Annotated in this window: 19 protein-coding genes and 1 pseudogene; 9 read left to right on the top strand and 11 right to left on the bottom strand. The window is 60.7% G+C overall.

Features of this window, described 5'->3' with window-relative positions:
- Positions 1–19: 19 nt before the first annotated feature.
- On the bottom strand, positions 20–616 hold the full coding sequence (locus ACR9ZQ_RS19150) for a glutathione S-transferase (RefSeq protein ID WP_481428545.1): 597 nt from the start codon (positions 614–616) through the stop codon (positions 20–22).
- Positions 617–671: 55 nt separating this feature from the next.
- The gene (locus ACR9ZQ_RS19145; RefSeq protein WP_481428544.1) at positions 672–1,541 is read right to left on the bottom strand and encodes a 23S rRNA (adenine(2030)-N(6))-methyltransferase RlmJ; all 870 of its coding nucleotides are present in this window, start codon (positions 1,539–1,541) and stop codon (positions 672–674) included.
- 17 nt (positions 1,542–1,558) lie between these two features.
- On the opposite strand from ACR9ZQ_RS19145, the gene ACR9ZQ_RS19140 reads away from it, so the two are divergent.
- Together ACR9ZQ_RS19140 and ACR9ZQ_RS19135 are read left to right on the top strand one after the other, a co-directional pair.
- Positions 1,559–3,748 carry a molybdopterin-containing oxidoreductase family protein gene (locus tag ACR9ZQ_RS19140; RefSeq protein ID WP_481428543.1) on the top strand — a complete coding sequence of 730 codons (2,190 nt, stop codon included), beginning with the start codon at positions 1,559–1,561 and terminating at the stop codon, positions 3,746–3,748.
- Complete coding sequence (locus ACR9ZQ_RS19135; RefSeq protein WP_481428542.1) at positions 3,745–4,335, top strand: NUDIX domain-containing protein; 591 nt, start codon at positions 3,745–3,747, stop codon at positions 4,333–4,335. The genes ACR9ZQ_RS19140 and ACR9ZQ_RS19135 overlap by 4 nt, the downstream gene beginning before the upstream one ends.
- Before the next feature lie 69 nt (positions 4,336–4,404).
- Here the strand turns inward: ACR9ZQ_RS19135 and ACR9ZQ_RS19130 are convergent, their stop codons facing one another.
- Together ACR9ZQ_RS19130 and ACR9ZQ_RS19125 are read right to left on the bottom strand one after the other, a co-directional pair.
- Entirely contained in the window at positions 4,405–5,703 is a 1,299-nt protein-coding gene (locus tag ACR9ZQ_RS19130) for an FAD-dependent oxidoreductase (protein WP_481428541.1), read from the bottom strand.
- 4 nt (positions 5,704–5,707) lie between these two features.
- Entirely contained in the window at positions 5,708–6,328 is a 621-nt protein-coding gene (locus ACR9ZQ_RS19125) for a PadR family transcriptional regulator (protein WP_481428540.1), read from the bottom strand.
- A gap of 52 nt (positions 6,329–6,380) precedes the next feature.
- Between ACR9ZQ_RS19125 and ACR9ZQ_RS19120 the strand changes: the two are divergent.
- Positions 6,381–6,758 (top strand): annotated as a pseudogene (locus ACR9ZQ_RS19120) (alpha-D-ribose 1-methylphosphonate 5-triphosphate diphosphatase); the annotation flags it as partial.
- A gap of 2 nt (positions 6,759–6,760) precedes the next feature.
- Here ACR9ZQ_RS19120 and purN read toward each other — a convergent pair.
- Together purN and purM are read right to left on the bottom strand one after the other, a co-directional pair.
- The gene (purN, locus tag ACR9ZQ_RS19115) at positions 6,761–7,426 is read right to left on the bottom strand and encodes a phosphoribosylglycinamide formyltransferase (protein ID WP_481428539.1); all 666 of its coding nucleotides are present in this window, start codon (positions 7,424–7,426) and stop codon (positions 6,761–6,763) included.
- On the bottom strand, positions 7,423–8,496 hold the full coding sequence (gene purM, locus ACR9ZQ_RS19110; protein ID WP_481428538.1) for a phosphoribosylformylglycinamidine cyclo-ligase: 1,074 nt from the start codon (positions 8,494–8,496) through the stop codon (positions 7,423–7,425). The genes purN and purM overlap by 4 nt, the downstream gene beginning before the upstream one ends.
- 245 nt (positions 8,497–8,741) lie before the next feature.
- Between purM and ACR9ZQ_RS19105 the strand changes: the two genes are divergently transcribed.
- The 4 genes from ACR9ZQ_RS19105 to ppx all read left to right on the top strand — a co-directional run bounded on the left by ACR9ZQ_RS19105 (position 8,742) and on the right by ppx (position 14,373).
- A complete protein-coding gene (locus tag ACR9ZQ_RS19105; RefSeq protein ID WP_310382886.1) occupies positions 8,742–9,866 on the top strand; it encodes an AI-2E family transporter in 1,125 nt (374 codons plus the stop codon).
- Entirely contained in the window at positions 9,859–10,572 is a 714-nt protein-coding gene (gene hdaA / locus ACR9ZQ_RS19100) for a DnaA regulatory inactivator HdaA (protein WP_481428537.1), read from the top strand. Before ACR9ZQ_RS19105 ends, hdaA begins: the two co-directional genes overlap by 8 nt.
- Positions 10,573–10,637: 65 nt before the next feature.
- Positions 10,638–12,842, top strand: coding sequence for an RNA degradosome polyphosphate kinase (locus tag ACR9ZQ_RS19095; RefSeq protein WP_481428536.1), 2,205 nt, complete (start codon positions 10,638–10,640; stop codon positions 12,840–12,842).
- A 10-nt stretch (positions 12,843–12,852) separates the two neighbouring features.
- The gene (gene ppx / locus ACR9ZQ_RS19090) at positions 12,853–14,373 is read left to right on the top strand and encodes an exopolyphosphatase (RefSeq protein WP_481428535.1); all 1,521 of its coding nucleotides are present in this window, start codon (positions 12,853–12,855) and stop codon (positions 14,371–14,373) included.
- A gap of 91 nt (positions 14,374–14,464) precedes the next feature.
- Here the strand turns inward: ppx and ACR9ZQ_RS19085 are convergent, their stop codons facing one another.
- The 4 genes from ACR9ZQ_RS19085 to ACR9ZQ_RS19070 form a co-directional block, all read right to left on the bottom strand.
- Positions 14,465–15,820 carry an esterase-like activity of phytase family protein gene (locus tag ACR9ZQ_RS19085; RefSeq protein WP_481428534.1) on the bottom strand — a complete coding sequence of 452 codons (1,356 nt, stop codon included), beginning with the start codon at positions 15,818–15,820 and terminating at the stop codon, positions 14,465–14,467.
- A gap of 109 nt (positions 15,821–15,929) precedes the next feature.
- On the bottom strand, positions 15,930–16,991 hold the full coding sequence (locus ACR9ZQ_RS19080) for an adenylate/guanylate cyclase domain-containing protein (protein WP_481428533.1): 1,062 nt from the start codon (positions 16,989–16,991) through the stop codon (positions 15,930–15,932).
- A gap of 72 nt (positions 16,992–17,063) precedes the next feature.
- Entirely contained in the window at positions 17,064–18,215 is a 1,152-nt protein-coding gene (gene rnd, locus ACR9ZQ_RS19075; RefSeq protein ID WP_310382892.1) for a ribonuclease D, read from the bottom strand.
- 276 nt (positions 18,216–18,491) lie between these two features.
- Positions 18,492–19,883: a multicopper oxidase family protein gene (locus tag ACR9ZQ_RS19070; RefSeq protein ID WP_481428532.1), complete on the bottom strand. Its 1,392-nt coding sequence runs from the start codon at positions 19,881–19,883 to the stop codon at positions 18,492–18,494.
- A 251-nt stretch (positions 19,884–20,134) separates the two neighbouring features.
- Between ACR9ZQ_RS19070 and aspS the strand changes: the two genes are divergently transcribed.
- Complete coding sequence (gene aspS, locus ACR9ZQ_RS19065) at positions 20,135–21,925, top strand: aspartate--tRNA ligase (RefSeq protein ID WP_113324290.1); 1,791 nt, start codon at positions 20,135–20,137, stop codon at positions 21,923–21,925.
- 72 nt (positions 21,926–21,997) lie between these two features.
- Here the strand turns inward: aspS and ACR9ZQ_RS19060 are convergent, their stop codons facing one another.
- A complete protein-coding gene (locus ACR9ZQ_RS19060; protein ID WP_113324289.1) occupies positions 21,998–23,188 on the bottom strand; it encodes a hypothetical protein in 1,191 nt (396 codons plus the stop codon).
- A 229-nt stretch (positions 23,189–23,417) separates the two neighbouring features.
- Here ACR9ZQ_RS19060 and parC point away from each other — a divergent pair, with 229 nt between their 5' ends.
- The gene (parC, locus tag ACR9ZQ_RS19055) at positions 23,418–25,673 is read left to right on the top strand and encodes a DNA topoisomerase IV subunit A (protein WP_481428531.1); all 2,256 of its coding nucleotides are present in this window, start codon (positions 23,418–23,420) and stop codon (positions 25,671–25,673) included.
- Positions 25,674–25,707: the final 34 nt, after the last annotated feature.

The following is a 25,707-nucleotide window of genomic DNA, read 5'->3' as shown; positions in this document are numbered from 1 at the left end:
TTCACCAATTTCAAATCGCTCAGACTTGCGGCTTCAACTGCTCATAGCCGTCAAACTTCTTCTCGAATTCCCGCAGCCAGCCGATCAGCTCGGCATGGTCTTCCTCCCACTGGCCCCTGAAGCGCAGATCGAGATAGCCGATCGTGGCGGCCAGCGCGAAATGCCCGCCATGCAGCTTCTTGCCGAGCTTCGGCGTATTGGCGGCCAGATAGTTCAGTGCGGTCTCGACCTTCTTCCACTGCCGGTCGATCCAGGGCTGATGCACCTTTTCCTCATCGCGGAAGCGGCGCTCATAGACGATCGCCAGGAGGCAGTCGCAGACGCCGTCGCATAGCGCTTCCAGCACTTCGGCATCGGTGCGTTTGCCCTTCTTGGAAGGGTAGAGCGCGCCCTTCGTCATCCGGTCGAAATAATGCATGATGGCGATGCTGTCGAAGATGGAAACACCGTCATCCGTCAGCAGCGTCGGGATCTTGCCGAGCGGATTGTTGTCCACGAGGATCGTCGGTCCCGCATTCGTATCGACCCGTATTTCCGTGATCTCCAGGCCGAGATGGCGGGCAGCCAAGCGCACCTTGCTGGAAAAAGGCGAGGTCGGAGAGCAGAGAAGCTTCATGGGGCACCTTTTTGGTATGCGGATGGCGCCGGACTATTCCTAGGCGCCGAGTTGGTCAATCGGCCTTGACAGGCTTCGTCTCTGCGCGCAGCCAGAAGGCCCGTTGCGAGGCGAAACGGTCCTGCGCCAGATGGTCCTTCAGGGCCGGCAGCAACTGGTGCAGCTCGTCCTTCAGCGTGAAGGGCGGATTGACGATGATAAGGCCCGAGCCTGTCAGCCCTGTCGTCTCTCGGTCGCTGCGCACGGCAAGTTCGGCGCAGAGTATCTTCGGAATGTCCGTCGCCTGCAGCGCTTCGTGGAATTCCTTGATCGGCGCACCCTTTTTCAACGGATACCAGAGGCAATAGGTGCCGCCAGGAAAGCGCCGATAGGCCCTGGCGAGGCCATCCACCAGTCGTTCATATTCGCCGTCCTCCTCGAAAGGCGGATCGACGAGCACGATTCCGCGCTTTTCCTTCGGCGGCAGATGCGCGCCAAGCGCCAGCCAGCCGTCGAGCTCGGTAATGCGCGCATGGTGATCGCCTTCGAAGACGCGATGCAGCCGGACAAAATCCTCCGGGTGCAGTTCCATCGCCGAAAGCCGGTCCTGCGGGCGGAAGAGCACGCGGGCAAGCTTCGGCGAGCCGGGATAGAAGCGCAGGCCGCCCTGCGGGTTCAGTTCGCGCACGGCAGAGAGATAGGGCTCCAGAAGCTCGGAGACCTGCGGCCCAAGATCGGTCTCCAGGAGCTTGCCGATACCATCATGCCATTCGCCGGTCTTCTGCGCTTCCTCGGAGGAGAGATCGTAGAGGCCGATACCGGCATGTGTGTCGAGCACGCGGAAGCCCGCGTCCTTCTTCTGCATGTAGCGGACCAGCCGCGCCAGCACCGCATGCTTCAGCACATCGGCAAAATTGCCTGCATGGTAGATGTGGCGATAGTTCATTTTCGCTGATGCCTGTTATGAATTCGGACCATTGGGAGTTTTTGTGCCTTTTGGGCGGTCGAGCCTTGGCATATAGAAATCGCATGAACATTGCGACCCCCATCCACGCCAAATCCCGGATCGGTCACACGGCCTGTCCGCACGACTGTCCCTCCACATGCGCACTGGAGATAGACCTGACGGAAGACGGCCGCATCGGCCGGGTCCGGGGCGCCAATGACCATTCCTACACGTCGGGCGTCATCTGTGCCAAGGTCGCCCGCTATGCCGAGCGTCTCTACCATCCCGATCGTCTCATGCATCCGTTGCGCCGCACCGGCGCTAAGGGGGCGGGCCAGTGGCAGCAGATCTCCTGGGATGACGCGCTGGACGAGATTGCCGAAGCCTTCGTGAAGGCCGAGGCAAAGGATGGCAGCGAAGCCATCTGGCCGTATTTCTACGCCGGCACCATGGGCTGGGTGCAGCGCGACTCGATCGAGCGCCTGCGCCATGCAAAGCGCTATTCCGGCTTCTTCTCCTCGATCTGCACCAACCCCGCCTGGACCGGCTTCACCATGGCGACAGGCATGCTGCGCGGCCCGGATCCACGCGAGATGGCGCGCACCGACTGCGTCGTCATCTGGGGCACCAATGCGGTTGCCACGCAGGTCAATGTGATGACCCACGCGATCAAGTCGCGCAAGGAGCGCGGCGCCAAGATCGTCGTCATCGATATCTACGACAATCCGACGATGAAGCAGGCCGACATGGCGCTCATCGTCAAGCCCGGCACCGATGCGGCACTTGCCTGCGCCACCATGCACATCGCCTTCCGCGACGGTTATGCCGACCGCGACTACATGGCGAAATATGCCGACGATCCCGCCGGCCTCGAAGCGCATCTGGAGAAAAAGACACCGGAATGGGCCGCCGCCATCACCGGCCTTTCGGTCGATGAGATCGAAGCCTTCGCCAAGCTCGTCGGCACGACGAAAAAGACTTTCTTCCGCCTCGGTTACGGCTTCACCCGTCAGCGCAATGGCGCGGTCGCCATGCATGCGGCCGCCTCGATCGCCACCGTGCTCGGCTCCTGGCAATATGAGGGCGGCGGCGCCTTCCATTCCAACAGCGATATCTTCCGCATGAACAATGCGGAGCTGACCGGCAAGTCGATGAAGGATGCCGACATCAGAATGATCGACCAGTCGCAGATCGGCCGTGCGCTGACCGGCGATGCCGTCGCACTCCGCCATCGCGGACCAGTGACGGCCATGCTGATCCAGAACACCAATCCGGTGAATATCGCTCCGGAACAGCGGCTAGTGAAGCGCGGCTTTGCCCGCGACGATCTCTTCGTCGCCGTCCACGAGCAGTTCATGACCGAGACGGCCGACATGGCCGATATCGTCATTCCCGCGACCATGTTCGTCGAACATGATGATATCTATCGTGCCGGCGGCCAGAACCACATTCTTCTCGGTCCGAAGATTGTCGAACCACCGCCGACCGTGCGCACCAATCTCTTCGTCATCGAAGAACTGGCAAAACGTCTCGGCGTCGCCGATCGCCCCGGCTTCGGCTTCACGGCGCGCGAAATGGTCGATCGCGTTCTGGCGGCAAGCGGTCTGCCGGATTACGACCATTTCCTCGAGCATAAATGGTTCGACCGCCAGCCGGCTTTCGAGGAAGCACATTATCTTGATGGTTTCGCCCATCCCGACGGCAAGTTCCATTTCCGGCCGGACTGGGTGAACGATCCCGCACCGAACAAGCCGCCGGCTTCCGTCGGTACACTCGGCCCTTATGCAGAGCTGCCGCCGTTCCCGGATCAGGTCGATGTCATCGAGCTCGCCGATCCCGAACATCCCTTCCGCCTGGCGACGTCGCCGGCGCGAAACTTCCTGAATTCGAGTTTCTCGGAAACCAAGACCTCACGCCAGAAGGAAGGCCGCCCGGAAGTGATGATCAATCCCGCCGATGCCGAGGCCAATGGTGTCGATAACGGCGATCTCGTCCGCATCGGCAATGTGCGCGGTGACCTGCGCCTCCATGCGCGCGTGACGACAGAGGTCAAGCCCGGCGTGCTGATTGCCGAAGGCCTCTGGCCCAACAAGGCGCATGTCGACGGCGAAGGCATCAACGTACTCACCGGCGCCGATCCCGTGGCGCCCTATGGCGGCGCTGCCGTCCATGACAACAAGGTCTGGCTTCGCAAGGACGTCATATGACGCAATCTAAGGCAAGGGTGGAAATCGTCGGCAAGGAGATCCTGTCGGACGGCTGGACGAAGCTGACCGGTTACCGGATCGATTACACCGACCGGAATGGCGTGACCCATCGCTTGCCGCGCGAGGTCTATCACCGCACGCCCGCCGCCTGCATTCTGCTTTACGATCCCAAGCGCGATGTCGTCGTGCTGGTGAAGCAGTTCCGTCTGCCGGCCTATGTAAACGACGACCCCGCCTGGATGATCGAAGTCCCGGCCGGCCTGCTCGACGGCGATGAACCCGAGGCCGCGATCCGTCGCGAGGCGATGGAGGAGACCGGCTATACGGTCCGCGACATCCGCTTCCTTTTCAAGTCCTATCCGGCTCCGGGCTCCATTACCGAAGTCGTACATTTTTTCGCAGCAAGGATCGATACCGCCGACCGCACATCCGACGGCGGCGGCCTTGAGGAAGAGCACGAGGATATCGAGGTGCTGGAAATCCCGCTCCCGGAAGCCCTTGCGATGGTCGAAAAGGGCGAGATCATCGATCTCAAGACGATCACGCTGCTTCAATGGGCGCTGCTGAATAAGGGCAAACTTCGATAGCGGGTGAGACGATCGACGCCTGATTCGTCGAGTTACCTCAGGGGCGGATCGACACTATCCTCGACGGTCTTAGTTTTCCCCGCGAACTCGCATCATCTGCCGAAAGGCGCGCCGCTTTAGTGCAGGTATTGCGTTGATGGTGCGCATGGCGCCACGCGTCGCAGCCAACTGAAGTCTGCCGACAATCGGCCGATGGGCCAGGTCGCTGGCATCCATCTGCTTTTTCGATTCCTGGACTGCTTCGGCACTATAGCGAAGCATCTCGACTTCGTAGGCATGTATGGCTTCGAGGAGCGGCTTTTGTCCTTGGTCCGCTTCGACCAGCATGCGTCCAAGCAGAGCGGCATCGCGAAGCGCTGTATTGGCGCCCGCGCCTCGTCCGGGTGTCATCGTATGGACAGCGTCACCGAGAAGGGTGACATTCGAACTCGTCCAAGGCGTAAGCGGAACGGAGGTCCTCATCTTGACATCGTGGATCGTCGAGGGCTCGGTCATACGGATGAGTGCACGCAGGTGCGGGTGCCAGTCCCGAGTGATCTCCAAGCCCAGTTCTCGCAATTGCTCGCCGCTCAGGCCGGTCGGGTCCCGCGGGAAGTTCTGCCGAGCGCCCCATATGCCCCAGCCGATGCTGTCCTCGTCGAGTGCTTCGACGAAATCCGGCCAACGAGCAGCAAAACCAGAACCGCTTCTGCTGCCGGCGAACTCGAGCGAGTGGACGATTGCCCCGAAGCCCATCGGTGCCATAATCAGCGACATGCCTTTGAACATTTTGTCCGACAGCAGAGCTTTCGCCTCGGCCGTCATAGGAATTTTTCCCCCGAGCGATACGATTCCCGTGTCTTCCAGACGCGCTTCCGGCAGACGTTGTTTGCGTACGGTCGAGCTCGTGCCATCGGCCCCCACAAGGACATCGCCTGTCGCGAGGCTTCCATCCTGAAAGCAAGCGGTGACCGACCCGTCGACGTTACTTGAGTAACCTTCAAGCGCCTTCCCGAAGAAGACGTCGTCTTCAAGCCCCCTGAGCAGAACCCGCCTCAGTGTCTTTCGAATGACGTTCCTTTCACCGTCGAGAGCTTTCGGGCTTTGATCATCGATATCGAAGCTCAGCACTTCGCCCAACTGTTCAGTGAGCATGTTGAAATAGCGCGGCGACCTGGAGCAGGTGGCGACATAGAGATCGTAGAGCTCGCTGGGGATACAGGCTTTCAGCGCTCGGCTTCCAGCCGGGCTGATGCCGACGCGATAACCACCGGTATCGGCGTTCGGCGCGAGGTCGCGCTCATACACCGCAATGCAAACGCCAGCCTGCTTGAGCAGATGAGCAAGCGCCAAGCCGCCGGTCCCGGCGCCGATAATCAAAACCTTCATGGTGCTAGTCCTGATCGAATTTAGGATCGATGGAGAATTTCGCGGCGATCTGCCTCAGCCACTCTTCTGTCCAGGTGATGCGCTGGGCGCGCAGGTCTCCGACAATGCTGTTGACCCAGGACAATTCGGTTGCGTGAAGCGCCCGGAGATACTCCATCTCGAGAAGGAAGAGCCTTGGAACGGCCCGCGCTTCCTGCAGGGCGTCGTCGATCCGGCGAAGCTCCGACTCGATGGCTTTTGCTCTGAACTCAAGCTGGCTCGCCACATCATCAGGCGTAAGCAGAGGAAGAAATGATATGGCTGCCGGGAATTCCGGATATTCCCGCGTTAAGGTCGACAATATCGCCCGCATCCAGTCCAGCGCGACGTCGCGGCCCTTCTCGGTTATCTCATACACCGTCCGCTCGGGACGCTTGTCGTCCCGGACAGTTTTCTGCGGAGTGATCAAACCCTCGCGCTCGAGCCGCTGGATTGTTTGATAAAGGCTCGCCCTCTGCGAGACATTGATCACCTCGTCCTTGCCGCGCTCCTTGATGAGCCGCTGCATTCGGTAAGGATGCAGCGGCTCTTCCATGAGCATTGCAAGGATGGCGAGCGCTATTGGAGAACGTTTGATTGATGTCATAGTCATAATCTTACTAGTTAGTTTATAACTAGTCGATGCGATGGCTCGGGATTGTTGGTTCCTGGTGATGGGCGCGCCGAACCCGCCGCGTGGCCAGTCAATGTCGGGAAATCTGAGCGCGCTCGATACCGCGAGAGCCGGACTGCTCGGCGTCATCGCCGCCGATTATCATCTGGCCGCCTTCGCGCCTGTATCTTCAAGCTTGCTGATATCGTGGAGGGCGCCCCGCCGGCAGCCGTTGCCATGGCGACCGGCAACGCGGGCCGTGCCCGCCGGTCGCCTGAATCGTGGCGAGATCGCCATCGGCCAGCGCGCCGATCTGGTGGCGGTCGAGCCGGGCGACGGCCATCGCATCCGCGCCACCTTCCGTGGCGGCCAGTTCATCTATAGCGACGGGACATTGCATCCGCTTCAGGCTCTTGCGGCCTGAAGCTAGTCGCCGATCAGCGAAATAAGCTGGGATTTCGGCGCGGTGGCGGAAGCGGTCGCTCCAACCGCTTTCCCGCCTTCCATCTTCACCTTGCCTTCAGCAAAGAGCCGCAGCGCCTGTGGATAGAGCTGGTGTTCGATCGTCAGTACGCGTCCCGCCAGCGCATCGGCGGTATCACCCGCAAGCACAGGCACGGCCGCCTGGCCGATAACAGGGCCTTCATCCATGCCTTCGGTAACGAAATGCACGGTGCAGCCGGCAATCCGCATTCCGGCGTCGATTGCCCGCTGATGCGTATGAAGCCCGGGGAAGAGCGGCAACAGGGAAGGGTGGATATTGATGATCCGGCCTTCATGGCGCTGGATGAAGGCGCCCGAGAGCAGCCGCATATAGCCGGCGAGGCAGATGATATCGGGTGAAAGCTCGTCAAGCGCGGCAAGGATCGCCGCCTCGTGCGCGTCCTTGCTGGCATAGTCCTTGCGCACGAAAGCGAAGGTCGCAATGCCCTCCGCCGCTGCCTTGGCCAGCCCGCCTGCATCTGCCTTGTCGGAAATCACGCCGACGATCTCGGCCGGATAATCCCGAGCCTTTGCCGCCTGCAGCAGCGCCATCATGTTGGAGCCGCCGCCGGAAATGAAGACGACGGTGCGTTTGCGCGGCGAGTTCATAGAGCGAGCGTGCCCTTGTAGATAACGCCGGCTTCGCCCTCGGTGCGGGCGACCATGCGGCCGAGCGTCACCACCTTTTCACCTTCCGCTTCAAGCGCCTGGGAGACTGCTGCAACATTCTCTGCGGCGACAACGACAATCATGCCGACGCCGCAGTTGAAGGTGCGCAGCATCTCCTTGGCCTCGACGCCGCCCGTCTTGGCAAGCCACGAGAAGACCGGCGGCACCTTGACGGCAGCAAGGTCGATCTCGGCGGCAAGATGCTTCGGCAGCACGCGCGGAATATTTTCAGGAAAACCGCCGCCGGTGATATGGGCAAGCGCCTTCAGCGCGCTCGTCTCGCGGATCGCCTTCAGAAGCGGCTTCACATAGATGCGGGTCGGCGTCAGCAGCGCTTCGCCGAGCTTCTTGCCCTCGGCAAACGGCGCCGGCGCATCCCAGCCGAGGCCGGAAAGCGAAACGATCTTGCGCACCAGCGAGAAGCCGTTGGAATGAACGCCGGAGGAGGAGAGGCCGAGAATGGCGTCGCCTTCCACAATATCGCCCGACGGCAGCAGCTTCCCGCGTTCGGCCGCACCCACCGCAAAGCCGGCGAGATCATAATCGCCCGAGGAATACATGCCCGGCATTTCCGCCGTTTCGCCGCCGATCAGCGCACAGCCCGCCTCGCGGCAGCCGGCAGCGATGCCGCCGACGATCGCTGCACCCTGATCCGGATCGAGCTTGCCGGTCGCGAAATAGTCGAGGAAGAACAGCGGCTCGGCGCCCTGCACGACGAGATCGTTGACGCACATGGCGACGAGGTCGATACCGACCGTGTCGTGATAGTCGGCATCGATGGCGATCTTCAGCTTGGTGCCGACGCCGTCATTGGCGGCAACCAGCACGGGATCCGCAAAGCCTGCGGCCTTGAGATCGAATAGCCCGCCGAAGCCGCCGATCTCGCCATCGGCGCCCGGACGGCGCGTGGAGCGCACGGCTGGCTTGATCTTCTCCACCATCAGGTTTCCGGCATCGATGTCGACGCCTGCATCGCTATAGGTCAGACCGTTTTTCCCAGACTGGCTCATGCTGATCTCCGGAGGATTTAAAGCTGCGGATAAAGGACCGCGTCACATGCCGGTCGCAATTGCATGAGAGTGCGCTTTATGCAAGCGTTGCAAGGGAAAAGCCCCCATTTTCCAGCTAATCCCTGTGCGCTTTCCGGATTCGGTGCAATAGGGTTGACCATCTTTGCGCCTCCATCCTATGTGCTGGAGCGGCCATGGTCGTTCTAAAGCGGCATGGGCAGGGGCGAGCGATCAGCGGGGAAGCGATGCCACAACAGGTCAGCGGAACGATATTAAAGCGCCAGGTCATCTTCTGGGCGACGGTTCTGCTTGTCTTTGTCGCTTTCCTTTACATCTTCAGCTCGATCCTGCTGCCCTTCATTGCCGGCATGACGATCGCTTATTTTCTCGATCCGGTGGCCGACAGGCTGGAGCGGTTTGGCTTGAGCCGCCTGATGGCAACCATCGTCATTCTGGTGGCCTTCGTCATCGTCTTCGTGCTGGCGCTGATGATCCTCATTCCCGTCCTCATCACGCAGTTCAACGATTTCGCCCAGCGCCTGCCGGGCTATATCACCCTGCTGCAGCAATTCATCGCCGACTACCAGGATTCCGTGCTGCCTGGCTGGATCAAAAGCCAGCTCGGCACCATCAAGAATAATTTCTCCAGCATCCTGTCGGAAGGCATGGGTTTTCTGACGGGGCTCTTTGCCCAGATCTGGAATTCCGGCAAGGCGATCGTCGACGTTATCTCGCTGCTCGTCATCACGCCGGTTGTCGCCTTCTACATCCTGCTCGACTGGGATCGTATGGTCGCCAAGGTCGATCAGTGGGTGCCGCGCGATTACGTGAACGACGTGCGCCAGATTGCCAGGGAGATGGATCAGGCGATTGCCGGCTTTATCAGAGGGCAGGGTTCGCTTTGCCTCATCCTCGGCATTTATTATGCTGTTGGCCTCTCAATCGTAGGCCTGAATTTCGGCCTGCTCATCGGGCTTTTCGCCGGCATGATCAGCTTCATCCCCTATGTTGGCTCGATGGTCGGGCTTGTGCTCGCAATCGGCGTGGCGATCGTCCAGTTCTGGCCGGATTATGTCTGGATCGTCGCTGTTCTCGCCGTCTTCTTCAGCGGCCAGTTTCTGGAAGGTAACATCCTCCAGCCGAAGCTCGTTGGCTCCAGCGTCGGCCTGCATCCCGTCTGGCTGATGTTCGCGCTCTTTGCCTTCGGCGCGCTCTTTGGTTTCGTCGGCCTGCTGATCGCGGTGCCGGCCGCTGCTGCTGTTGGCGTCCTTGTCCGCTTTGCGCTTTCGCGCTACCTTCAAAGCGATCTCTACTATGGCAGGTTGACGAGCGACCGGGCCGGGAAGACGAAATCTGTTTCCGATGAATGACGTGAAGAACGCTGATCCGAAGCGCAAGGCCGGAGAACAGCTTCCCTTGGCCTTTTCGCATGACGCTGCAACCGGCCGCGACGACCTCCTGATGTCGGAACGTCTCGCTGCCGCGGTTTCGATCGTCGATGCCTGGCCGAACTGGCCGTCGCCGGTCGTCATCCTTGCCGGTCCCGTCGGCTCCGGAAAATCGCATCTCGCCGGCATCTGGAAGGAACTGAGCGGGGCGGAAATCATCCATCCCCTGGCCGGTTCCGATGCGGCCGTCGCGGCCGCCAACGGTCCCGTGTTGTTCGAGGACGTCGACCGGACAGGCTTCGATGACGCCTCGCTCTTCCATGTCATCAACAGCGTGCGGGAAAACGGCACCAGCCTCTTGATGACAAGCCGCCTCTGGCCCATGTCCTGGCCGGTCACGCTGCCCGATCTGCGTTCGCGCCTGAAGGCTGCGACGGTCGTCGAGATCGGCGAACCGGACGAGGAATTGCTGTCGCAGGTCATCGTCAAGCTCTTCGCCGACCGGCAGCTTTATATAGATGACAAACTCGTCCTTTATATCGTCAATCGCATGGAGCGGTCGCTCAACGCCGCCCAGACGATTGTCGAAAGGCTCGATCGGCTGGCGCTTTCCAGAGGCACGGGGATTACCCGTTCGCTAGCAGCTGAAGTATTGAATGAATTGGGAAATTCCGGCTCGGGCGATTGACTGTCACAGTTCCGTCGTGAAACTGATATATTCGCCGAAAGCGATTGAAGCAGGGTGAGTGGACCATGGACAGCGCATACCAGGAACATCAGGAACCCACTCCGGACAACAGCGCGGACCAACCGCCGCTGGAGCAGCTTCTCTCCAGCCCTGAGCGCTTCATCAACCGCGAATTCTCCTGGCTGCAGTTCAACCGCCGCGTCCTCGAGGAGACGCTGAACACCGAGCATCCGCTCTTGGAGCGCGTGCGCTTCCTGTCGATCTCGGCCGCCAACCTCGACGAATTCTTCATGGTGCGTGTCGCCGGCCTCGAAGGCCAAGTGCGCCAGAGCATCGTCGTCAAGAGCCCTGATGGCCGCACTCCCGCCGAACAGCTCGATTCGATCCTGAGTGAGATCGATCATCTGCAGATGGAGCAGCAGGCCTCGCTCGCCGTCCTGCAGCAGTATCTCGCCAAGGAAGACATCCTGATCGTGCGTCCAGGTGCGCTCAGCGATGCCGACCGTCAGTGGCTGGCAAACGAGTTCGAGCAATCGATCTTCCCGGTCCTGACGCCGCTATCCATCGATCCTGCCCATCCGTTCCCATTCATTCCGAACCTCGGCTTCTCGATCGGCCTTCAACTCGTCAGCCGCAGCGGCCGCGATCCAATGACAGCGCTGCTGCGCCTGCCGCCGGCGCTCGACCGCTTCGTCCGCCTGCCAGACGATCGCAACACGATCCGCTATATTACGCTGGAAGATGTCGCCAACATCTTCATCCACCGTCTCTATCCGGGTTACGAGGTGCAGGGCTCAGGTACGTTCCGCGTCATCAGAGACAGCGATATCGAAGTCGAGGAAGAGGCCGAGGATCTCGTGCGCTTCTTCGAAACCGCGCTCAAGCGCCGCCGCCGCGGCAAGGTCATCCGCATCGAGACCGATTCCGAAATGCCGGCCTCGCTGCGCCAGTTCGTGGTTCAGGCACTCAGCATTCCGGATAACCGCGTTGCCGTTCTGCCCGGCCTGCTGGCGCTCAACACGCTCTCCGAAATCACCAAGGCACCGCGCGACGACCTGCGTTTTCCGCCCTATAATGCGCGATTTCCAGAACGTGTCCGTGAACACGCCGGTGATTGCTTCGCCGCCATCAGAGAAAAGGACATGGTGGTCCACCATCCCTACGAGTCCTTCGATGTGGTGGTCCAGTTCCTTCTCCAGGCTGCGCACGATCCTGATGTTCTGGCGATAAAGCAGACACTCTACCGCACCTCCAACGACAGCCCGATCGTGCGCGCCCTGGTCGACGCAGCCGAAGCCGGCAAGTCGGTGACGGCGCTGGTCGAGCTCAAGGCCCGCTTCGACGAAGAGGCCAATATCCGCTGGGCGCGCGACCTTGAGCGCGCCGGCGTGCAGGTCGTCTTCGGCTTCATCGAGCTCAAGACCCACGCCAAGATGTCGCTCGTCGTCCGTCGTGAGGAAGGCAAGCTGCGCACCTACTGCCATCTCGGCACCGGCAACTATCATCCGATCACCGCGAAGATCTACACGGATCTGTCCTTCTTCACCTGCAACCCTGTGATCGCCCACGACATGGCGAACATCTTCAACTTCATCACCGGTTACGGTGAGCCGGAAGAAGGGATGCAGCTTGCCGTTTCGCCTTACACGCTGCGCCCGCGCATCCTTCGCCACATCAACGAAGAGATCGAACATGCCCGCGCCGGCCGGCCGGCGGCGATCTGGATGAAGATGAACTCGCTGGTCGACCCCGATATTATCGACGCGCTCTATACGGCGAGCCGTGCCGGTGTCGAGATCGATCTCGTCGTGCGCGGCATCTGCTGCCTGCGTCCCCAGGTGCCGGGCCTCTCCGACAAGATCCGCGTCAAATCGATCGTCGGCCGCTTCCTCGAGCACAGCCGCATCTTCTGCTTCGGCAATGGTCATGGCCTGCCGTCCGACAAGGCTCTCGTCTATATCGGCTCAGCGGACATGATGCCGAGAAACCTCGATCGCCGCGTCGAAACCCTCGTTCCGCTGACGAATCCGACCGTCCACGAGCAGGTTTTGTCACAGATTATGCTCGGCAACGTGATTGACAATCAACAAAGCTACGAGATATTGCCCGACGGTACGTCACGGCGCATGGAAGTGCGCAAGGGCGAAGAACCGTTTAATGCGCAGCAATATTTCATGACCAATCCCAGCCTGTCCGGCCGCGGTGAAGCTCTGAAATCGAGTGCGCCGAAGCTGATCGCCGGTCTGCTTGAAGGCCGAAACAACAAGTAAACTGGACCTAATGGTTGAATCTGAAGCCCAGGGGCGACTTCCGGGTATCGCCCCGGTCTCCGTTGTCGATATCGGATCGAATTCTATCCGTCTGGTCGTCTACGAAGGCCTGTCTCGGTCACCGACCATCCTCTTCAACGAAAAGGTCCTCTGCGGCCTCGGCAAGGGCATAGCCCTGACCGGCAAGATGGATGAAGAAAGCGTCGCACGCGCGCTTCAGGCCCTTCATCGTTTCAAGGCTCTCTCCGATCAGGCGCGTGCCGCCACCATGTATGTGCTGGCGACGGCCGCCGCGCGTGAGGCAAGCAACGGTCCCGATTTCATCCATCAGGCTGAGACGATCCTGCAGCGCCATGTCCGCATACTCTCAGGTGAGGAGGAGGCGCGCTTCGCATCGCTCGGTATCATCAGCGGCTTTTACAATCCTGATGGCATTGCCGGCGATCTTGGCGGCGGTTCTCTGGAGCTAATCGATATCAGGGGCAAGGATGTCAGCGGCGGTATTACCCTGCCACTAGGCGGTCTGCGCCTGTCCGAATATGCCGGCGGGTCGCTCGCTAAAGCGCGCGCTTTTGCCCGCAAGCAGGTCAAGACCGCCAAGCTTCTCTCCAGAGGGGAGGGGCGCACCTTCTATGCCGTCGGCGGCACCTGGCGAAACATTGCCAAGCTGCACATGGAGATCACCCGTTATCCACTGCATATGATGCAGGGCTATGAAGTCTCTCTTGAAGGTATGACGCAGTTCCTGGATCAGGTCGTCACGGCCAAGGATTCCAAGGAACCGGCTCTGCAGGCGGTTTCCAAGCACCGCCGTTCGCTGCTGCCCTTCGGCGCCATCGCCATGAAGGAAGTGCTGAACGCCATGAAGCCTTCAATGATTTCCTTCTCTGCGCAGGGTGTGCGCGAAGGCTATCTCTTTTCGCTGTTGTCCGAATCCGAACGCCGCGCCGATCCGTTGCTTGCCGCGGCCGGTGAGCTTGCCATCCTGCGTGCCCGTTCGCCGGAACATGCCCGCGAACTGGCCGATTGGACCGGCCGCATGATGCCGTTCTTCGGCATTCAGGAAACCGATGAGGAAAGCCGTTATCGTCAGGCAGCCTGCCTGCTGGCCGATATCAGCTGGCGCGCCCATCCCGACTATCGCGGTGCCCAGGCGCTGAACGTTATTGCCCACTCCTCCTTCGTCGGCATCAGCCATCCCGGCCGCGCCTTCATCGCGCTGACCAACTACTACCGCTTCGAAGGCCTGCACGACGACGGCTCTACCGCGCCACTCTCTTTGATCGCCGGTCCGCAATTCGTCGATCGCGCCAAGCTGCTGGGTGGCATACTGCGCGTCGTCTACCTGTTCTCGGCCTCCATGCCTGGCATCGTGCGCGACCTGACCTTCCGCAAAGCTTCGTCACCTGATCTCGATCTCGAATTCGTGGTGCCGCACGAATACCACGACTTCGCCGGCGAGCGGCTGGATGGCCGCCTGCAGCAGTTGTCGAAGCTGACCAACAAGCGGCTGGCATTCCGGTTCGAATAGACCTTCTCCGGCGGAGGTAGCCCGACACAGGTCGGGAAACAAAAAAGGCGGCGCTCTCGCACCGCCCCCTCAATCTCACACCAAACCCGAATTACTTCGCGTTCAGGAACTCGCTGACCTCGAGAATGCTGAATTCGTTGTTGTCAGCCTTGTCGACGGCACGGCCGGCCGAGAACGGCAGGTTGTTGTCGTTGCCGATGATGATGTGCGTGGCGTCGACGCGGTCGACGTTTTCGATCGTCACGAACGGCATGTTGTAGACACCGGGGATATCGCCGGCCTTCTTCTTGTTGTCCGGATCCTGGATGTTCAGGAGGTCGATATAGCCGATCTTGCGAACGGCCTTGCCGGCGTTGGCATCGTTGAACTCGATCTTGTAGACGCGCTTCAGCTCGGCCGGAGCTTCGAAGCAATCGGGCTTCGGCTGCTTGGGATCGGCGCAAGCCTTGTCCTTCGTGCCGGCGCCGTTGTCGCGCTCGATGACGAGGGCGGTGGACTCGTCGAGCATGTTGAAGTCGCCGATCGAAGCACCCTTGTCTTCGAACGGATAGAGCCAGCTGCGGCCGGTCCACTTCTTGGAAGCGACATCGAATTCGATGACGCGGATGGCGGTGTGGCCGTCAACCGTTTCCATCTGGCCGTCGTTGTAGATGGCGCCTTCCAGCAGGCCGTAGAGCTTGGAGCCGTCCTTCGACATGGCGAGGCCCTCGAAGCCACCGGAGCGCTTGAGGTTGAAGGCCGGCATCTTGGCAGCCGGGTTGGCCGGCAGCTGGATCAGCGGATTGTCGGGAGACAGGACCGTCTTGCCATCGAGCGTCGTCGGGATGACGTCGGTTAGGCGGCCTTCGGTGTCGATTTTCAGGAGGTAGGGGCCGAATTCGTCGCCGAGCCAGAAGCCGTCAGCAACCGGCTGTATGGATTCGATGTCGAAGTCGGCGCCAGTCAGATAACGGGTGTCGGAGGCTTCCGTGACGATCGGGAACGGAGCGATCTTGTTCGGGTCGGACAGGAAGACGTTCTTGACGACGTCAACCTTGTTGGCATTCCAGTCGAACTTCAGCTGATGCAGGAACAGCATGGAGTCGGAGGAGGTGAACTTCGAGCCGAAGCCGTTGTCCGAGAGCGTCCAGAAGGTGCCGTCTGGCATGGTCTTGATGCCGGAGAAGCCCTGGATCGGCTGGCCGTCGAGCGGCAGCTTGACGTCGGTGACGCGGGCGCCGTCCTTGCCGTCAACCGTGCCGAGTTTTTCGGTGCGCTTGCGGTCCGGGGTGGTGAATTTGCCGGAGGTCTTGAGAAAAGCCGGCGCATCGGCCGGAGCCGGGCTCAGCGTGTTGGCAGGCAGGATGGCCTGGCCGGTGAGCTTTGCCGGGAAAAGCTGCTGGTCGGCGGAGGCGGAGCCTGCGACGAGCATGAAAAGTGATACGGAAGCGAAAAGAACGTTCTTCATGATGTCCCCATAGAAAGGAGTGCAAAAGCGCCATCCGCTTAGCAGGGCATTCATGTCGGCACATTGACGATTGGGTGAAGCTTTGGTGACGGGTGGATAAAGCCCCGTCTCAACCGCGCCTGAGGGTCGCTGGTTGATTGAGGACGGTCACCGCGCGCGAGGAAAGTGCGATGACATCGAGCCCCTGGCCACGGCCGCGCACGGCGTGATTGCCGAGGTTTTCGCCGATAATTTCCTCAGGCAGCGTCATACGCTGGGCAAGCTCGGCGGATATCAGCACCGGCCGGTTCAGTGTCCGGCAGAGCGACTCCAGCCGCGAGGTGGTGTTCACCGTATCGCCGAAGAAGCTGATCTTGTGATGATCGACGCCGACTTCGGCCGTAATGACGCTGCCGCCATGAAGGGCGGCCCTCAGTTTCGGCACCTGGCCATAACTCTTCTTCCAGCTTGCGGCATTGGCTTCGATATCGGCGAGGATATCGAAAAGGCAGCGCACGCAGCGCGCATCCTTGACGCCGCGCGCTAAGGGCCAGGTGATGATCGCCGCATCGCCGACATAGTCGTTGATCAGGCCCTTGTGACGCCGCACCGGCTCGGCGAAGGCGGCAAACAGCGAACTCAGAAGCTGCTGTGCGCGCAGGTCACCATGCTTTTCCGCAAAGGCGGTGGACTCTGCGAGATCGATGAACAGGAAGACGCGTTCTTCCTTTACCGGTCTGCGATAGCGGCTGATCAGCATGCTGATGAAGACTTCGCGGCCCAGCAATTCGCGCACCCTGAGCAGGAAGATCAGCGTGGCGCAGACGGCAAGTGCGTAGAGGAAAACATCGAACGGCATGATCAGCACGTCGATCATCTTCGGCGGCTTCAGCGCACCGAGCACGGCGAGGAGGAAACCGGCTGCCGCAAAGCCGATGCTCATCAGGATTTCGTAGATCACGAGTTCGGAGATGATGAAGAGAAGGGTCGGTAGCCTCTGAATACGCCGGTAGAGGCCGCGTAGAAACACCTTGCGCTCGAAGGCTAGGATAGGTATGCCGATGAAAAGCGCGAAGATCGCTCCGATGACGGGCGTCTGGCCGGTAAAGAAGTACAGATCATAGACCACGCCGCTGAGCGCCAGGACGAGCGCAATCAGGATCCAGTTCTGCGCCGGGGATATCTCTCTCATGCCGACCTTTCGCCGAAGCACTTCATTCGGCTATTGTTTCCGGCGCGGGGCGGTGGTCAAGAGTTTTCAGATTCACTGCTGCAGAGCGACGGTCTCGACCTTGCGGCCTGCAAAGCGCAGGGCAATTTCGCCGCGGATGAGCTGCAGCGCCGGTTCGCCGAAAAGATCGCGCCGCCAGCCATGCATGGCCGCGACCTCGGCCGTTTCGCCCTCAGCTGCAATTCTGTCCAGATCGTCGCTGTTGGCGATTACCTTCGGCGCCACGCCGTGCTTTTCGGAAATCAGCTTGAGCAGCACCTTGAGAAGCTCGACGGCCGCTGCCGCACCTTCCGGCGGCTGTGCCTGTCGCGGCACATGCGGCATTTCGGAACGTGGCAGCGCCAGCGCAGTGTTGACCGCCTCGAGAACCGCAGCACCTGTGGCCGAGCGCTCCCAGCCCTTCGGAATCGTACGCAGGCGGCCGAGAGCCTCGGCGTCCTTCGGCTGCTGCTGGGCGATCTCATAGATCGCGTCGTCCTTCAGCACGCGCGAGCGCGGCACATTACGCGACCGCGCCTCGCGTTCCCGCCAGGCGGCGACATATTTCAGGATCGCCAACTCCTGCGGCTTGCGCAGGCGCAGCTTCAGCCGCTGCCAAGCATCGTCAGGGTGGATATCGTAGGTCTCGCGCGATTCCAGAATGTCCATTTCCTCGCGCAGCCAGGAGGCGCGGCCTTCGCGCTCCAGTTCCGCCTTGAGGTAGAGATAGGCGTCGCGCAGATGGGTAACGTCCGCCAGCGCATATTCGAGCTGCTTGTCGGAAAGCGGCCGGCGGCTCCAGTCCGTGAAGCGCGAAGACTTGTCGATATGGACGTTCTTGGTGCGGCTGATGAGCTGATCGTAGGAAACGCTGTCGCCGAAACCGCAGACCATGGCGGCGACCTGTGTGTCGAAGATCGGATGAGGGATCAGGTTGCCGCGATTGAAGATGATTTCGATATCCTGCCGCGCGGCATGAAACACCTTCAGCACATCGGGATTGGCCATCAGTTCGAAGAAGGGCGCAAGATCGATGTCTTTTGCCAGCGGATCGACCAGCACCTCCACCGTCGGGCTCGCCATCTGGATCAGGCACAGTTCCGGCCAGAAGGTTGTCTCACGCAGGAATTCAGTATCGATGGTAATGAAATCGGACTTGGCCAGCTCTTTGCAGGCGGCCGCCAGATCGGCGGTGGTTTCGATCATATCAATTCATTCGCAAGGAAGAGGTCAGTTAAACCTTCCTTCCCCTTTCGAAGAGATATGTCAATACGGTGAGCGGGGCCTTCGCCTTCGTGAAGCCTTATTCGCCGGGGTGCAGCCGGTGCTTTCTGCGAGTGCTGCATTCGTTTGCAAGCACGGCAACCCATCCATCGATGGCGACCATCGCCGGCAGGATAATAAAGGCGAAGATTTTAATGCCGCTCATAGGAGCGGGCCTTTACGCTGTATCACCGCACGACGACCGAGAGCCAAGCAATATCAAACCACGCGAAGATAGCTCGTCATGCCCGTCTTCTGGTGCTCGATGATATGGCAATGCAGCATCCAGTCGCCGGGATTGTCGGCGACAAAGGCGAGCTGCACCTTCTCGTCCGGCTGGATGAGATAGGTGTCCGAAACGAGCGGCATCACCTCGCGCGTTGATGACGAGATGACGGTGAAGCTCATGCCGTGCAGATGGATCGGGTGCGCATGCGGCGTGACGTTCTCCAGATTGAAGACGTAGCTCTTGCCGAGTTTCAGTTCAGCGAGCGGTGCGGTCGGATCGGGCGTATCGCCCGGCCACGGCACCTTGTTGATAGCCCAGAAGCTGTAGCCGAGCGTGCCGCAGATGCTGTCGACGGCCGCATTCTCCGCTGTGGCGGAAAGCACGAGCGGGATTGTTTCTGCCGAAGAGAGATCAGCCTTCGGCACCGGGTTTTCTGCGAGCGCGCCGAGATCGCCGATATTGCGCTTCAGTGACTGCCCGGTGGCCCGCAAGCTCGCGATCACCTTCGGCGTCGTGCCGCGAATGTCTTCCAGCGCCGCGACTGCGCCCTCACTGTCAGGCATTCGAACCGCGAGGTCGAGCCTCTGTCCCGGTCCGATCTGCAGGAGATCCAGCGGGAAGCGTTTAGGCACCGGATTACCGTCGACGGCGATCACAGTCGCATCGGCGCCTTCCATCTTCATCTGGAAGACGCGGGTCACATCAGTGACGGCGATGCGCAGGCGGATCAGCCCGCCGGCCGGCGCATCATATTTCGGCTCCTGATGCCAGTTCGCGGTGCGCACGGTGCCATATGTGCCGGCCTTGGCGGCATCGCGCGGGCGGAAGGGAACAATGAACTGACCGTCGCCGCCAAGCCGCCAGTCGCGCAGGTTAAGCACGACCTCCGCGTCGAAGACGGGATCGGACGGGTCTTCGATGACAAGCACGCCCGTCATGCCATGGCCCATCTGGGTCAGCGTGTTGCAATGCGGATGATACCAGAAGGTGCCGGCGTCCGGCGGCGTGAAGAGATAGTCGAAATTGTCGCCCGTATAGACATAGGGCTGCGTCATGAAGGGTACGCCGTCCATCTTGTTGTCGATGCGCAGCCCATGCCAGTGGATCGTCGTCGGTTCGTCGAGGCTATTGGTGAGCCGCGCCGCATAGGGCTTTCCCCGCGGCATGCGCAGCACCGGCGGCAGGCCATCATCGCCCCATGTCATGATGCCCCGGGTCGGCGCGGCATCGACGATTTGCGCCTCGGTCTTGCGTGCCGTCAGCACACGCGGCTCGGGCGCGGCCTCGGCTAACCCGAACCGCCCTGCGATCGCCATGCCCGCGCCATAAGCGCCGGCGACGGCGGAAGCCTTGAGCAGGTTGCGGCGTGTGAGGAGTGGCATCGGTAGGTTCCATCTTGAATGATGCCTCCTTTTAAAGTTGACTGCCGTCTTCAGCAATATGCCGCCTTCGGCCAAACTGCCGCAGCGAGAGCGCGCCAGCTCCTTCGGAAACGAGGGGGCAAACGGCCCGTCGGCTGTGCCAAGCCTTGACAAATCAGAGCGTCCATGCGCTTTTCCGCCCGATTTTCTTGTCGGCGCTGCAGGTCTTCGGCCATGCCGCCGTCTTAAGCCAAATGCCAGGATTTGAGATCATGCACCGCTACCGCAGCCACACATGCGCCGCTCTTCGCAAGTCGGACGTCGGCTCGACCGTCCGTATTTCCGGCTGGGTCCATCGTGTCCGAGATCACGGCGGCGTGCTGTTCATCGACCTTCGCGACCATTACGGCACGACGCAGATCGTTGCCGATCCGGATTCGCCCGCCTTCAAGCAGGCAGAGACCGTTCGTGGCGAATGGGTCATCCGGATCGACGGTCTCGTCAAGGCGCGTACCGAAGACACCGTCAACAAGAACATGCCGACGGGCGAGATCGAGCTTTACGCGCAGGAGATCGAAATTCTCTCTGCCGCCAAGGAACTGCCGCTGCCGGTCTTCGGCGAGCCGGACTATCCGGAAGACGTTCGCCTCAAGTATCGCTTCCTCGACCTGCGTCGCGAAACGCTGCACAAGAACATTGTCAAGCGCACGCAGGTGATCTCCGCCATGCGCCGTGAAATGGGCAATGTCGGCTTTACCGAATATACGACGCCGATCCTGACGGCCTCTTCGCCGGAAGGCGCGCGTGACTTCCTCGTGCCGAGCCGCATTCATCCCGGCACCTTCTACGCCCTGCCGCAGGCTCCGCAGCAGTACAAGCAGCTGCTGATGGTTGCCGGCTTCGACCGCTACTTCCAGATCGCACCCTGCTTCCGCGACGAAGACCCGCGCGCCGACCGCCTGCCGGGCGAATTCTACCAGCTCGACCTCGAAATGAGCTTTGTGACCCAGGAAGACGTCTGGAACACGATGGGTCCGCTGATATCAGGCATTTTCGAAGAATTTGCCGAAGGCAAGCCGGTCACCAAGGAATGGCCGCGCATCCCCTATGACGAAGCAATCCGCAAGTATGGCTCCGACAAGCCGGACCTGCGCAACCCGATCGTCATGGAAGCCGTGACCGACCATTTCGCCGGCTCCGGCTTCAAGGTCTTCGCCAACATGATCGCCTCCAACCCGAAGGTTCAGGTCTGGGCGATCCCGGCCAAGACCGGCGGCTCCAGAGCCTTCTGCGACCGTATGAACGCCTGGGCGCAGTCGACCGGCCAGCCAGGCCTCGGCTACATCTTCTGGCGTAAGGAAGGCGAAAAGCTCGAGGGCGCAGGTCCGCTTGCCAAGAACATTGGCGAGGAGCGCACCGACGCGATCCGCACGCAGCTCGGCCTTGGTGACGGCGACGCCTGCTTCTTCGTTGCCGGCGATCCCGCCAAGTTCTACAAGTTCGCCGGTGAAGCCCGTACCAAGGCGGGTGAGGAACTGAACCTTGTCGATCGCGACCGCTTCGAACTGTGCTGGATCGTCGACTTCCCGTTCTTCGAATGGAACGAAGAAGAAAAGAAGGTCGACTTCGCGCACAACCCGTTCTCGATGCCGCAGGGCGGCCTCGATGCGCTGACCAACCAGGATCCGTTGACGATCAAGGCGTTCCAATACGATGCCGTCTGCAACGGCTTCGAAATCGCCTCGGGTTCGATCCGTAACCAGTCGCCGGAAACCATGGTCGCCGCGTTTGAAAAGGTGGGCTTGAGCCAGCAGGACGTCGAGGATCGTTTCGGCGGCCTCTACCGTGCCTTCCAGTACGGTGCGCCTCCGCACGGTGGTGCTGCCTTCGGTATCGACCGTATCGTCATGCTGCTCGTCGGCGCCAAGAACCTGCGCGAGATTTCGCTCTTCCCGATGAACCAGCAGGCTCAGGACCTCTTGATGGGCGCGCCGACCCCGGCAACGCCCACTCAGCTGCGCGAACTGGCGATCCGCCCGATCCCGCCGCAGAAGAAGGATTGAGGCGCAAGCTCTTCAACAAAAAAAGCCCGGCGAGATCATCGCCGGGCTTTTTTTGTTGGATCCAGAACAGGCTCAATCGTTCGCCGAAACCTTCACGCCGAGCATCTGCGGCACCGTGTTGGGTGCACCCATGGCAGCGCCGACTATCATCGGGAAGGCGACCGGCTTGTCCGGCGTGGCCTTGACGGTCAGGCTCTTCGGATTGTCGAGGAAGGTGCTGACGGCAGCCGAAATCGCATTCTGCAGTTCCGGAATATTGAGCTGTGCCAGCATGATCGGCGTCATGGCCTTCAGCGAATCCGCCATCTGCTGGCCCGAAACATTCTGCTTCGAACCGGCATAATCCAGCGCGCGCTTGGTAATCGAGGCATCCTCGAAGCGAATCTGGGCGGAATCGAATGTCAGCTGCTGGGCAAGGCCAAGCATGGCGAGACCGAGCGCCTGCTGCGCCTCTTCCTTGTTCGGATTGGCTTCAGACTGCTTGATCGCGTCTTGCATCGACTTCATGAAGGCGATCGTGTAGCCGGAGATTTTGAGGCCGAAGTTCAGCTTGCCGACATTGGTGACATCGAAGGAAATCTCGGAGAGATCGATCGTGCCGGGCTCGATATCCCAGGCGCCCTTCATGGTGATGTCACCCTGGAGGTGCTGAAGCGCCAGCTTCTCGATCGCTTCCTTGCTGTCCGGAGTGTCTCCGGCCTGGCTGAGATCGGCCTTCATGCTCTTGAACGCGCCGTCAAAATCGAAGCCGGATTCATCTTCGCGCAACGTTGCGTTCATGTCGCTTTGGAGCACCGAGAACACCTCCGTACCATCCTTGACGACCTTGATCGCACCGGTATGGGCGCTCTCGGCGAAGAACATGGAGTCAATAGTGTCGCCGGGTTGGGCGGGAACGGAGATGCCGCCGAGCGTCAGCTCCTGGGCGCTCACGGTCACGCCGTCCTTGGACGAGTTGATGTCGGGGAAAGCGGCCCCTTCGATATAGTAGCTGCCATCATCCTGCTCTTCCACGCCGGAGAGGGTGACCTCGCCGATGGAGACCGGTTCGCCGCCAGCCGGCTTGATGCTGAGGTTCTTGAGGGTGACGGTCGTGCCGTCGATATCGATGCCATCCGAGGCGACGATCATCCCGCCCTGCTGGCTGTAGGCGGCATTGATCTTCTTCAGGAGGTCCTGGCCGTCCAGCGCGAACGCAGAACCGGCGAACGAAAGAAGGGCTGCGCTCGACAGCATCAGCTGCGTTGTGCGGTAAAAGGTCATGAGAAAGTCCCCTGGTGGTGTGTGCCGTTGAATATTGCAATGAAACGACTGCGGAACGGTCCGGCTTTATATTTTGCAGACCCCTAAATTTCTGTTGAAGGGCTCGGCAAACAAAGTCCAAATTCGGGCGATACTTTTTCCGTCTTTCATGTCAGCTGGAAGACGTCATCCACAGCCGGAATGCCTGGATTCCTTGCCCCACAGGTACTTCTGAGTTAGTCAGGGTTCTATGGGACAAGAGATTTTACCGCCTTCTGGCGGAGACGGCGACAATATTCAACCGGTCGACCTGAAGGCGGCGCTCGAAGAGCGCTACCTTCGCTATGCGCTGTCGACCATCATGCACCGCGCACTGCCGGATGTGCGTGACGGCCTGAAGCCGGTTCATCGCCGCATCGTCTATGCGATGCACGACATGGGCCTGCGGCCGACTGCGGCTTTCAGGAAATGTGCAAAGATCGTCGGCGAAGTGATGGGTAACTATCACCCGCACGGCGACCAGTCGATCTATGACGCGCTGGCGCGTCTGGCGCAGGACTTTTCGCAGCGTTACACGCTGGTGAACGGGCAGGGCAACTTCGGCAATATCGACGGCGACAGTCCCGCCGCCATGCGATACACCGAATCGAAGATGACCGCGGTCTCCGAGCTGCTGCTCGAAGGCATCGATCAGGATGCCGTCGATTTCCGCGACACCTACGACGAATCCAATTCCGAGCCGATCGTTCTTCCCGGCGCCTTCCCGAACCTCCTGGCGAACGGTTCTTCGGGCATCGCAGTCGGCATGGCGACGTCCATTCCCTCGCACAATGTACACGAGGTCTGCGACGCCGCGCTGCATCTGATCAAGCATCCCGATGCCACCATCGAGAAGCTCGTCGAATTCATTCCCGGCCCGGATTTTCCGACGGGCGGCATCATCATCGATAATAAAGAAAGCATCATCGAGAGCTACCGCACCGGCCGCGGCGGTTTTCGCGTGCGTGCAAAGTGGGAAACGGAAGATCTCGGCCGCGGCGGCTACCAGATCATCATCACCGAAATTCCCTTCCAGGTGCAGAAATCGCGGCTGATCGAAAAGATCGCCGAGCTCCTGATCGCCCGCAAGCTGCCGCTGCTGGAAGACATCAGGGACGAATCGGCCGAGGATATCCGCGTCGTCCTGGTGCCGAAGAGCCGCACGGTCGATCCGACCATCCTCATGGAATCCATGTTCAAGCTGACGGAACTGGAAAGCCGCTTCCCGCTGAACATGAACGTCCTGTCGATGGGCGTGATCCCGCGCGTCATGGCGCTGAACGAAGTGCTGAAGGAGTGGCTGGCGCACCGTCGCGACGTTCTTCAGCGCCGCTCGCGCTTCCGTCTTGCCGCCATCGACAGGCGCCTCGAAATCCTCGGCGGCTTGCTGATTGCCTATCTCAACATCGATGAGGTGATCCGCATCATCCGCGAAGAGGATGAGCCGAAGCCCGTCATGATGGCGCGCTGGGACCTGACGGACAATCAGGTCGAGGCGATCCTCAACATGCGGCTGCGCGCCCTGCGCAAGCTCGAAGAATTCGAGATCCGCAAGGAACACGACGAACTCACCCGGGAAAAGGCCGATATCGAAGCGCTGCTCGCGTCCGACGAGAAGCAGTGGCAGACGGTTGCCTGGGAAATCGGCGAGGTGAAGAAGAAATTCGCCAAGGCCACCGAGGTCGGCCGTCGCCGCACGCAATTTGCCGAAGCTCCTGACGCCGACGAGGAAGCCATCCAGCACGCGATGATCGAGAAGGAACCGATCACCGTCGTCGTCTCGGATAAGGGCTGGATCCGCGCTCTGAAGGGCCACATCTCCGATACTTCGGCGCTGACCTTCAAGGAAGGCGACGGCCTGAAGGTGGCCTTCCCTGCGCAGACGACGGACAAGATCCTGATCGTCACAACCGGTGGCAAGGTCTTCACGCTTGGCGGCGACAAGCTGCCCGGCGGCCGCGGCCACGGCGAACCGCTGCGCATCATGATCGACATGGAAAATGATCAGGACGTGCTGACCGCTTTCGTCCACGATGCGGCGCGCAAGATGCTGATCGTCTCCACGGAAGGAAATGCTTTCGTGGTTCCGGAAACGGAAATGGTCGCCAATACCCGCAAGGGCAAGCAGATCATGAACGTCTCCATGCCGCACGAAACAAAGCTTCTCGTGCCCGTGACCGGCGATCATGTCGCCGTCGTCGGCGAGAACCGCAAGATGCTGGTCTTCCCGCTGAGCCAAGTGCCGGAAATGACGCGTGGCAAGGGCGTACGCCTGCAGCGCTACAAGGATGGCGGCATTTCCGACGTTCGCTGCTTTGCCATCGCCGATGGCCTGAGCTGGGAAGACAGCGCCGGCCGCACCTTCACGAAGAACAAGGACGAGCTTGCCGAATGGCTGGCCGACCGCGCCACCGCCGGCCGCACCGTGCCGAAGGGCTTCCCGCGCAGCGGTAAATTCGCCGGCTGATCGGGGAATTTTGAGGCTCCGCCCTTGGCGGGCG

The sequence above is a fragment of the Rhizobium sp. KNZ14-9A genome (assembly GCF_056755015.1).
This window is presented reverse-complemented; position numbering and strand designations above follow the sequence as displayed.

What these genes read in the sequence shown, in the direction of transcription:
- ACR9ZQ_RS19150 (WP_481428545.1), bottom strand. Translation starts at nt 616, where the DNA reads ATGAAGCTTCTCTGCTCTCCGACCTCGCCTTTTTCCAGCAAGGTGCGC.
- ACR9ZQ_RS19145 (WP_481428544.1), bottom strand. Translation starts at nt 1,541, where the DNA reads ATGAACTATCGCCACATCTACCATGCAGGCAATTTTGCCGATGTGCTG.
- ACR9ZQ_RS19140 (WP_481428543.1), top strand. Translation starts at nt 1,559, where the DNA reads ATGAATTCGGACCATTGGGAGTTTTTGTGCCTTTTGGGCGGTCGAGCC.
- ACR9ZQ_RS19135 (WP_481428542.1), top strand. Translation starts at nt 3,745, where the DNA reads ATGACGCAATCTAAGGCAAGGGTGGAAATCGTCGGCAAGGAGATCCTG.
- ACR9ZQ_RS19130 (WP_481428541.1), bottom strand. Translation starts at nt 5,703, where the DNA reads ATGAAGGTTTTGATTATCGGCGCCGGGACCGGCGGCTTGGCGCTTGCT.
- ACR9ZQ_RS19125 (WP_481428540.1), bottom strand. Translation starts at nt 6,328, where the DNA reads ATGACATCAATCAAACGTTCTCCAATAGCGCTCGCCATCCTTGCAATG.
- purN (WP_481428539.1), bottom strand. Translation starts at nt 7,426, where the DNA reads ATGAACTCGCCGCGCAAACGCACCGTCGTCTTCATTTCCGGCGGCGGC.
- purM (WP_481428538.1), bottom strand. Translation starts at nt 8,496, where the DNA reads ATGAGCCAGTCTGGGAAAAACGGTCTGACCTATAGCGATGCAGGCGTC.
- ACR9ZQ_RS19105 (WP_310382886.1), top strand. Translation starts at nt 8,742, where the DNA reads ATGCCACAACAGGTCAGCGGAACGATATTAAAGCGCCAGGTCATCTTC.
- hdaA (WP_481428537.1), top strand. Translation starts at nt 9,859, where the DNA reads ATGAATGACGTGAAGAACGCTGATCCGAAGCGCAAGGCCGGAGAACAG.
- ACR9ZQ_RS19095 (WP_481428536.1), top strand. Translation starts at nt 10,638, where the DNA reads ATGGACAGCGCATACCAGGAACATCAGGAACCCACTCCGGACAACAGC.
- ppx (WP_481428535.1), top strand. Translation starts at nt 12,853, where the DNA reads ATGGTTGAATCTGAAGCCCAGGGGCGACTTCCGGGTATCGCCCCGGTC.
- ACR9ZQ_RS19085 (WP_481428534.1), bottom strand. Translation starts at nt 15,820, where the DNA reads ATGAAGAACGTTCTTTTCGCTTCCGTATCACTTTTCATGCTCGTCGCA.
- ACR9ZQ_RS19080 (WP_481428533.1), bottom strand. Translation starts at nt 16,991, where the DNA reads ATGAGAGAGATATCCCCGGCGCAGAACTGGATCCTGATTGCGCTCGTC.
- rnd (WP_310382892.1), bottom strand. Translation starts at nt 18,215, where the DNA reads ATGATCGAAACCACCGCCGATCTGGCGGCCGCCTGCAAAGAGCTGGCC.
- ACR9ZQ_RS19070 (WP_481428532.1), bottom strand. Translation starts at nt 19,883, where the DNA reads ATGCCACTCCTCACACGCCGCAACCTGCTCAAGGCTTCCGCCGTCGCC.
- aspS (WP_113324290.1), top strand. Translation starts at nt 20,135, where the DNA reads ATGCACCGCTACCGCAGCCACACATGCGCCGCTCTTCGCAAGTCGGAC.
- ACR9ZQ_RS19060 (WP_113324289.1), bottom strand. Translation starts at nt 23,188, where the DNA reads ATGACCTTTTACCGCACAACGCAGCTGATGCTGTCGAGCGCAGCCCTT.
- parC (WP_481428531.1), top strand. Translation starts at nt 23,418, where the DNA reads ATGGGACAAGAGATTTTACCGCCTTCTGGCGGAGACGGCGACAATATT.